The organism is Streptomyces scabichelini (assembly GCF_011045015.1).
Classification (GTDB): domain Bacteria; phylum Actinomycetota; class Actinomycetes; order Streptomycetales; family Streptomycetaceae; genus Streptomyces; species Streptomyces scabichelini.
Genome location: NZ_JAAKZY010000131.1, coordinates 19,846 through 28,730, shown reverse-complemented (window position 1 = coordinate 28,730; position 8,885 = coordinate 19,846). Strand labels below are relative to the sequence as shown.

Sequence of the window (8,885 nt, the reverse complement as noted above, 5' to 3'; positions counted from 1 at the left end):
CAGGGGCGGGAGCGCGGGGATTTCGATGAGTGACGCACATCCGATACGAAGCCGCAGACCGGGCCTCTCGACCGGTGCGCGGATCATCGCCGTGGTCGTCCTCGCCGCGATCGGGGCCGTCGGCGCCTGGCTCCAGCACGACGCTCCCGGCCGGAGTGCGGAGCCGCGTACGGAGTTAACCGCGAACAACCCGCCCGCCGGTCTGCCCACCGCGCTCACCACCGGCCAGCACCTCCGCTGGTCCCGCTGCACCTCGCCGCCCACCGCGCGCACGGGCTACGACTGCGCCGCCATGAAGACCCCCCTCGACTACCGGAAACCAGATGGCAGGACGATCGAAGTCGCCCTGATCCGCCGCAAGGCCACCGGTCCGAACGCCCGGCGCATCGGCTCACTCGTCCTCAACTTCGGCGGCCCCGGCGTGTCCGGCGTGAGCGGATTACCCGAACGCCTCAACCAGTACAAGCCGCTCCTCGACCGCTACGACCTGGTCTCCTTCGACCCGCGCGGCGTTGGCGCGACCATCCCCGTGCGCTGCGGCAAGACCTCGGACGACACCGGCTACGACGGGGCCGAAGCCTGCGCCGAGCACTCCGGGGCGCTCCTCCCGTACGTCGGCACCTCGCACACGGCGCGCGACCTCGATCTGATGCGCTACCTCCTCGGCGACGAGCGGCTGCACTACTTCGGCGTCTCGTACGGAACGGCGCTCGGCGCGGTCTACGCCCACCTGTACCCGTCGCACGTCGGACGGCTCGTCCTCGAAGCGTCCGTCGATCCGACCGAGGACCTCAACGAGGAGCAGGTGTCGCAGGTCAAGGCGGTCCAAGCGGCGTTCGACCGGTTCGCTGCGCACTGCGCGGCCCGTATCCGCCGCTGCCCGACCGGCGATGGGCCCGAGGAGGCCGCGCGACGCATGGCGCGCCTGGCCGACCGCCTGGAGAAAAAGCCCGCCCCGGCCGGCGGCGGAAGGAACCTCGACGCCGACGACCTCGCGCACACCGTCAGCGACCATCTCGACCTCGGCACAGACGGCTGGTCGCCGCTCGCCAAGGCCCTCACCGCGCTGATCGACGACAACGACGGTGGTCCGCTGAGCAAGGGCGCGGACGACATCGGCTCCGCCGACCGCGCGCCGGCCCCGCGCGACAGCAGCCGCGCCGCCCAGATCGCGATCACCTGCGCGGACTCCAGCCTGCGCCCTGGCTTCGAACGCCTCGACAGGGACGAGGCCCGCATCAAAGCCGCCTCACCTGTCTTCGGCGCGGCCTGGTCCACCGGCGTCTACCTCTGTTACGACTGGCCGTTCGACGGCGAGCGCGCCACGCCCCAGGTGAAGGCCGACGGCGCGGCCCCCGTCCTGGTGGTCGGCGGCACCGGCGACCCGACTACCCCATATACCGGCGCCCGCCACATGGCCCGCGCCCTGGGCGACGGTGTCGGCGTGCTCCTGACGGCCGAGGAGGAGGGCCACGGCACATACCCGCAGAACCGCTGCGTCACGGACGCGGTCGACACATACCTCCGCACGGGCCGCACCCCGGCCGTGGGGACGGTGTGCCGGGGCAGCATGTCCTGAGGCCCGTACGGATCCGCCGGGCGGCCGTCAGCACAGCGGTTCGCTCGCAGAGCCCTGGGCGTGCACCACCACACCGCCAGGTCCGAGACCGCCTTTGGGTGGGTGCCGGTGCGGTGGTCGGGGCAGAGCGGCCGGATGATGCGCAGGCGGGCTGCGTGGTCGCTCCGGACGACCTCGGCCACAGCGACGTGAATCCCCGGCGCACGACCTGCTGGAGCTTCTGCCCCTCCTGGTCGGTCAGTCGGCGACCCCGGCCGCGGGTGCAGCCGGGTCGCCGTGCGCGTCAGCGGGGCCTGCTGAGGGAAGAGCGCGGTGACGTCGAACGGCCGCGGTGGGGTGGTGAAACTCATGCTGGCTCCCGAGGGCGCGAACTTGCTGTGAGCCGTTGCCGAGGTTGAGCAACCCGGTGTTCCCTTGGTGTTGGGGACATAGACATTGGGGAACAGCTCCTCGGTCGTCCCATTCGCCCGTTCGATGTCAGTGGTCAGCGTCGCAGGACGCCCGGACGTGTCCCTACAAGATTTCGATGGCGCCCGGCGGGACCGGGCCCTCGCCCGCGTAGGAATCACCGCGCGGTGCGGACGGGGCGTCGTCCTCGGCCAGGGTCAGGGTGGGCCAAGGGGCGGCCAGGGTGGAATCGTCCAAGGTGAGGCCAAGGTGGTCGAGCACGAGGGCGACCACGGGGGCCATTCCGGAGTCCCCATGCTCGCTCAGGGCTTCCTGGACTCTGTCCCACCAGGGGCTGGGATGTCCGGGCCGGGGGTGTTCCAGGCCGGGTTCGAAGTTCTCCAGGCACTCACCGTCGCGCCAGTGCTGGAAGACGGCAAGGCCCTCGGTGGACAGGACGCTGTAGGTCTCGGTGCCGCGGGACAGTACGGCGAGGGGTTCGGGCCAGGAGCCGATGACGCCGTCCTCCTCGACGCAGAACGTCCACTCGCCGAGCCTTCCGGAACGTAGGAGCGACACCGTTCCGGCGGCGAATTGACCTGTGGGCAGGTCGGATGCGGTGTCCGCATCGAGCAACCGGGAGCGGGCTGGGTCGGCGCCGTAGCGGGTGAACACCTCGGCGGGTTCCAGGCCCTGGGTGAAGGTGACGCACATATGGTCCACCGCCCAGTCGAGCGAGTCTGCCCTCATGTTCTGACTCCGTCCTGTGCTTACGGCGTCCAAGGCGGGCGCCATCCAGACCTTCTCCCTGCTGGGCACACCCGGCGCCAACGACAAGTGGCTGGAGCCGGGCAACAACGCCGGCATCCCCGGCACCCCCGGCGCCAACCAACGCCTGGGCCTCAGCATCCACTTCACCGGCACCAGCCTGTACGCCGGCATGCCGTACGGCCCCAGCACCCACGGCGCCCTGCACGCCCTGCCGATGGCCAACGTCGTCGCCGGCGCCACCCCCACCACGATCACCACCTACCAGCCCGGCACCGGCGGCCTCCCCGCCGCCGGTACCCGCTTCGGCTTCACAGCCCGGTAACCCACGAATCCTCCGGGAGCCGACAGGATCCGGCCCCCGGAGGACCGCGATATGCGAAACCCGTCGTACGGCGGGTGGCAGAACCGCACTCCTCGCACCCCTTGTCGCTCTCATCCCACGACAACGCCCCATGGCCCTGGCGTGAACCAGGTCCATGGGGCGCTTAGGGGCCACATTGGGGAGTCCAGCGATGGCGGGCTGAGGTTCCACTTCCCCTCCTCCTGCCCCGCTGGACTCTCGCGTGGTGGGCACCAGGGCAGCAGAACGGGGACTTCAGCTCAGTCTCGCAACCGAGCCGACGCGAACTCGAGCAGTTCGTCCAGCCCGATCTCTCGGGGCTCTCCGCCCTGCGTCTCCCACTCTGCGACGAACCACGCCCCGCGCCACTCGACCCGGAACACCCGGCCCTGGAAATTCTCGAACTCGACGTAACTTCCCGGCGCACCGTCAAGTAGCTTGATTTCGCGGTACAGAGTGTCCGGCTTTGCCAGGACTCCGTCCGGGCCGTCCGTGCCTCCCTTGGTCACGGTGTTGTCGTACCGCATCTTGAGGAACGGTACGGGACCCCTGTCAAGGTCACGCCCCTGACTGGGCCATAACCGGGCCTGGAGCGACCGTGGTCAGGAGTTTCCTCGCGCTGCGTTCAGAATTTCCTTCTGAACACGAATGGCCTCCCGACAGCGCAGATTCTGACGCTCGGCTTCGGGCGTAACTACCTCGATCTGTTCTCGCTCCAGTACCGCTTGGTAGCAATCCGACAATACGGTGAACAACTCCTCTGTTCCCATGCCGGGTTCTGGATGGCCGAAACAGTTGACAACAGCCATCAGCAGGGGCGTTGCGCCAGGTTCTGGCCCGTCATCGATGGCGTTCCCCACCGCTTCTTCGAGGTTTTCGGGAACTGCAGGAAAATAGGTGCCGGACTCTATGGCTTCCTGGCACACCCGCAGGCTGTCCGAGATGATGCGACTAGCCGGTGAGTCCGACAAAGGAGGCTGAAGAGCTGTCAGGGTCTGTTCAATTGTCTTCACGGCGACAGTGAGGCGCAATGAGGGCGCGAGCTCGCTGATCTCGGAGCGCGCCGAGCGCATTTCCTGGTCCCAAAGCAGCATTGTTCACTCAATCAATCGAATGTCGGGATAGTCGTCGAAACGCCCACGGCAGTCCTGTCTCTCTGGGCCACATGCGGGACGCGATGGAGCCATCCGACCGGTACTCGGTAGATCGCCCGCATCGATGGCATTGAACATGACCTGCTCAGCATCCGTACTGTCCGCCCCTGTGTACCTTATGCCGTTGACTCGCCTGTAGCCTAGACGCTCAGCAGTCTCGCGAACTGCAGGTGCAGTCATATTGTGATTCACACTGTAGACAAGCTCGCCGTTGAGGTCGCCCGTAACAACGGTCATCCTTTGATGCGCGATCCGCGCTCCGATGGGGGAGCGGCCAATCCTCACGGCATCGTGGATCGCGCGTGCGTCTGCCAGAAGCTGAGCATCACTTGGCGGGGTGCACCTCAGCCCGAGCGGGTCCGCCCACGTTTGCGGGTTGGGGACGTAAGCGTGTTGGTTGGGGCTGGCGGACAGGCCCAGTGGATCAGGGCTTCGATACCCTGCCGTTTCCGGATCGTAGTACCGGAAGTTGTTGTAGTGCAGCCCTGTTTCGTCATCGTGGTATTGCCCGGGGAACCGAAGCGGGCAATTTGCAGAATTATTCTGCTCTTTACGGTCTGCGCCCCAGAGGGTGGCGCGGGATTTCCACGCAACATTTCCGGTGTCGTCGACCAGTTCCGTGGGGGCGCCGACAAGATCCGTGACGATTGCGTAAAAGCGTTGATCGATCTCCTCTTGAGGCGCATCGGCAAGAGGGAGAACCCGGTCGGTCTGCGCGACGGGACGATAGGTGTCAGGCGCCCAGTCCCACGTGGTGATGTGCCGGTCCTCCCGGGAGTCGCGGGTGGTCTCCTCTTCGATGATCCGGTCGGCATCCCAGGTGAAGGTGGTCTCCTGCACGACCGCGCTGCCGTTCGGGTCCAGCTGCTGTTTGCCGATACGCCGGCCGAGCGGGTCATAGAGGTAGCGCCAGTTGGTGCCATCAGGCGTGACGACGCCGGTTATTCGGTCATCGGCATCCCAGTGGAACTGCCAGGTCCGCTTGCCGCCGGAGAGCAGTCTGCGGGTGTGCCGGATCACGCGTCCCTGGCCGTCGTATTCGTACACCGAACGGCCGGATCGGCGCAGGAGTGTGCCGCTATAGGTAATGTTCTGCGGTGCAGTTGAGGGGCTGCTGGGCTGCGAGGTGCTGCTCTCTTGTTCCCAGGTGGCGTAGGTGAGATTGCCGCTCGCGTCGTGGGCATAGGCCTCCGACCACCCCTGCCCCTGGACAGCGGTTACGTGACCCACTTGGTCAAGGGTGAAGTGCTGATGGCCCGCATACGAGTCTCTGATGTCGGTGAGGTAGCCGTCAGCCCGGTATGCGAAGGACCGTTCGCGGCGGACCGGCTGAAGCTGAGACGAGCTCGGCGCTCCTGCTACCAGGACCTGGGAGGCGAGTTGGTGACCGTCAGTCCAACTCTGCGCCAGGCTGACGCCGGCTCCCCATTGACGCTGGGTCTCGCGCCCCAGCGCATCGTAGGAGAAACCGATGTGCTGCCCCGGGCCTCCAAGCGTGGCCAACCGCCCTGCTTCGTCGTACGCGATGCTGCTCACGAGACCGCTGGGCGTGGTTCGCTGCGTACGTCGTCCCAGTTGGTCATAGGCGTACGCGGTCACCCGGTCGTTGCATGTCTCGGAGATGACATTGCCGAGGATGTCGTACTGGACAGCCACGACGGCTGAATTGTTGGCGGCGGACGTCATCCGGTTCGCAGCATCGTAGGCAAATCTCGTGACACCCCCAACCCCATCGTGTTCGTTGCGTTGTTCCACGACGTTGCCGAACGCATCACGGGTGTAATGGGATACCTCTCCGGCCCCATTGGTCCGAGATGCAAGCCTGCCCGCCGCATCGCGGATGTACGAGACCAGCCGCCCGTTAAAGTCCCGTTCGCCGACAAGACCGCCGGTCGCGTCGTACTCGTAGTGCCAGGTCAGCCCAGCCGGATTGGTCACCTGTCGCAGCTGGAGTTCGGTGTCGTAGGAGAATTCATAACGTGTGCCATCAGGGTTGACCTTGGCGGCAAGGCGGTCGAAGTGACTGGACTCGAAGCGGGTCACTCCGCCAGCCGGATCCGTATACCTGCGGAGATTCCCTTCCGGGTCATACGCGTTGAGTTCCTCTGCGCCGTCAGGACTTACACGGCGGACCACCTTGCCCTCAAGGGACCAGGCGAGTGTGGTCACGCCCTCGAGCGGGTCCTTGACCCTGATGACACGACCGAAGGCATCATAGGAATACGCCGTCGTGTTGCCCAACGGATCGGTGATGGCCAGTGGCAGCCCCGCGGCGTTCGTCGCCATACCCAGAGACTCACCCAGCGCGTTCACCGATTCGACGAGATGGCCTTGAGTGTTGTACACGAAGGTTTTCGCATTCCCCGCCGGATCCTCGCTGCGGACAATGTTGCCCCGTGCATCGTATTCGTTGCGCCAGGTCGCTCCATCTGTACCTACCACGACTTCGGGAAGGTGGAATGCGTTATATTCCGCCTTGATCTCTCGTCCGTCCGGCCTGGTCAACGTTGCCAGATTGCCACCAGCGTCGTACTCGTACGATGTCTGATAGCCGAGCGGGTCGACAACCGACTGCACCCGGTCATAGCGATCCCACTCCCGCACGGTGGAGTTGCCAAGCGCATCCGTCTCGCTGATCAACTGGTACGCATCATTGAACTCATACCGCGTGGTGAAGCCCAGAGAATCCGTCACCAAGGTCACGTTCAGGCGTTCGTCATAGTCGAAGGTGTACTCAAGGATCCGGTCGCTGCCGACAGCGTGAATGCAGCGGCCCGCAGAGTCGTATCGGTAGCGGTACCACGTGCCGTTGCGATCCTCCCAGCGGGTAATGCGCCGCTGTTGGTCGTAGTCGAGTTTCAGCGGCAGACCCGACGAGTTGTAGACCGCTGAGAGGTTTCCGGTTTCGTCATAGTCATAGCGCAGCAGAGTGGGCTGCCCCGGGGCGCTGAGGAGTCCGAGGGCAGTGATGCGTCCCTGGTCGACCGTCAGTCCGACCCGGTAGCCGCCGTCATGAACGACCTCACGCGGGGCTCCGTCAGCGCCGTACTCGATGCGCATCGCATTGCCGTTTCGGTCAGCAATCGCGGCGATTGGCAGCTCGGCAGGAGAGCGCCCCGGCAGCGGCCTGAAATAAAGCGTGCGCCCGCTGTCGGGCTGGTGAATGGTCATGGTCCCAGCCGCCGTGCCATCCCAGTGCAGCTGCCAACGGGGACCTTCAACAGGCTCGATCGGAACGTCGGGCTCCGGAACCGGGTAGTACAGCACCATGCCGTCGTCGGCAGTGAAGCGGACGCCATCTTGGTCGATGATGAGCCGCTGGTCGATCGTTGACGCCCAACTGGGCCCGAACCAACGGCCAGAGCGGACGCTCGTTCGATAGTGTCTTTCCAGAATCAGAGGAAAGACTCCGGCAAGTGCGACGTCCTTTGCCGACATGACCACCTCACCGGTGGCTACGTCTACCGGATCTGTGCGGCAGAAGAGCTTCTTCATCTCTCGACCCATGGAACGGGCGCCCTTGCCGAGGCCCTTTACGCCCATGGTCATGCCCTTGAGGCCGGTCTTGCCGAATGCCTTCATGCCTTTGGCGAGGCCGCCGAGGGTGGTGAGGCCCTTCATGCCAGGGATGCAGTCCAGCGCCGCGAACGCCACGTCCCATAGGGACGCTTGGCCTTTCGCGTATTTGTTGAGGGTGTCCGCGAGCACGACCAGCGCGGCGACCAGGACGATGGCGCCCAGGATCGGCCCGCCGATGATCATCGCGACGATGCCGAGGACCGCGACGACGACCTTGCAGACCGTGACGATGGTGTCCCAGTTGTCGGAGACCCAGTCGCCGACCTCCTCGTACCATTTGCGGTTCTGGATACCCGCGTCGGAGGCCTCCTCCAGCTTGTTCTTGGCCTCCCGCGCGGCGTCCTCGCGCATCTGCCGCGCGTCCGCGGCCATCTTCTTCGCCGCGTCCAGGGCGCTCTGCGCGGAGGTGACATCCGTCTGGGCGGAGGTCTGGGCCGACTTGGCGTTGGTCGCATCCCGGGTGGCGGCGCGGACCTTGGACTCGTCCGGCTTCGGGACGTCCTTGCCCGCCGACCCGGGGTCGTCCTTGTACTTGTCCGCTTCCTTGGTCGCCCGTGTCACCCAGGAATCGGCCGTGGACAGCCGGGACTTGGCGGAGGCGAGATCGGCCTGTGCCTCCCGGCCCTTGACCAGGGCCTTGTCCGCCAGCGCCTGGGCGCGCTCCAGCTTCGGCCAGTACGCCGCCAGCGCATCCCCGGCCAGGTCGTAGGACTTCTTGAGCTTCTTCAGGTTCTTCGGGACCCCGGAGAACTCGTCGCGGAAGACATCGGCCGTCTTGCCCACCATCGTCAGGACGGCATCCTCCTCCGCCATCCCCTTCACCAGACGGAGCGCGTCCTGCACGTCGTCGGCGAAGTCATGCAGGCTCTTCGCCAGCGACCGCACCCGCTGCGGGTCCCCCGGCGTCGGGTCCTTGTCCAGGTCCAGGACGTGCCAGTCCGTCGGCCGATACCCCGCCACTCCGCAACCCCCGTCACGCCAGCCTCGTCAACCACACATACGCACAAGTGAAGTTACTAGGTACTGGTGTTCGGCGGAAAGGTCACACCGGCGGCACGGCACGTCACCCCGGATG

The 8,885-nt window shown here is 66.0% G+C and carries 5 protein-coding genes and 1 pseudogene; 2 read left to right on the top strand and 4 right to left on the bottom strand.

Annotated elements, in window-relative coordinates:
- The first annotated feature begins 25 nt into the window (after positions 1 to 25).
- The gene (locus tag G5C60_RS32565; protein WP_165264607.1) at positions 26 to 1,579 is read left to right on the top strand and encodes an alpha/beta hydrolase; all 1,554 of its coding nucleotides are present in this window, start codon (positions 26 to 28) and stop codon (positions 1,577 to 1,579) included.
- A gap of 513 nt (positions 1,580 to 2,092) precedes the next feature.
- Here the strand turns inward: G5C60_RS32565 and G5C60_RS32560 are convergent.
- The gene (locus G5C60_RS32560) at positions 2,093 to 2,716 is read right to left on the bottom strand and encodes a DUF6461 domain-containing protein (protein WP_241267238.1); all 624 of its coding nucleotides are present in this window, start codon (positions 2,714 to 2,716) and stop codon (positions 2,093 to 2,095) included.
- 22 nt (positions 2,717 to 2,738) lie between these two features.
- Here G5C60_RS32560 and G5C60_RS32555 point away from each other — a divergent pair.
- A pseudogene (locus G5C60_RS32555) lies at positions 2,739 to 3,059 on the top strand (esterase); the annotation flags it as partial.
- A 278-nt stretch (positions 3,060 to 3,337) separates the two neighbouring features.
- Here the strand turns inward: G5C60_RS32555 and G5C60_RS32550 are convergent.
- The 3 genes from G5C60_RS32550 to G5C60_RS32540 form a co-directional block, all read right to left on the bottom strand.
- Positions 3,338 to 3,604 (bottom strand): hypothetical protein, encoded by a 267-nt coding sequence (locus G5C60_RS32550; protein WP_165264605.1) that lies wholly within the window; start codon positions 3,602 to 3,604, stop codon positions 3,338 to 3,340.
- Between the two features lie 75 nt (positions 3,605 to 3,679).
- Positions 3,680 to 4,171, bottom strand: coding sequence for a hypothetical protein (locus tag G5C60_RS32545; protein ID WP_165264604.1), 492 nt, complete (start codon positions 4,169 to 4,171; stop codon positions 3,680 to 3,682).
- 3 nt (positions 4,172 to 4,174) lie between these two features.
- Complete coding sequence (locus G5C60_RS32540) at positions 4,175 to 8,770, bottom strand: RHS repeat-associated core domain-containing protein (protein ID WP_165264603.1); 4,596 nt, start codon at positions 8,768 to 8,770, stop codon at positions 4,175 to 4,177.
- Positions 8,771 to 8,885 lie beyond the last annotated feature (115 nt).

What these genes read in the sequence shown, in the direction of transcription:
- G5C60_RS32550 (WP_165264605.1), bottom strand. Translation starts at nt 3,604, where the DNA reads ATGCGGTACGACAACACCGTGACCAAGGGAGGCACGGACGGCCCGGAC.
- G5C60_RS32565 (WP_165264607.1), top strand. Translation starts at nt 26, where the DNA reads ATGAGTGACGCACATCCGATACGAAGCCGCAGACCGGGCCTCTCGACC.
- G5C60_RS32560 (WP_241267238.1), bottom strand. Translation starts at nt 2,716, where the DNA reads ATGAGGGCAGACTCGCTCGACTGGGCGGTGGACCATATGTGCGTCACC.
- G5C60_RS32545 (WP_165264604.1), bottom strand. Translation starts at nt 4,171, where the DNA reads ATGCTGCTTTGGGACCAGGAAATGCGCTCGGCGCGCTCCGAGATCAGC.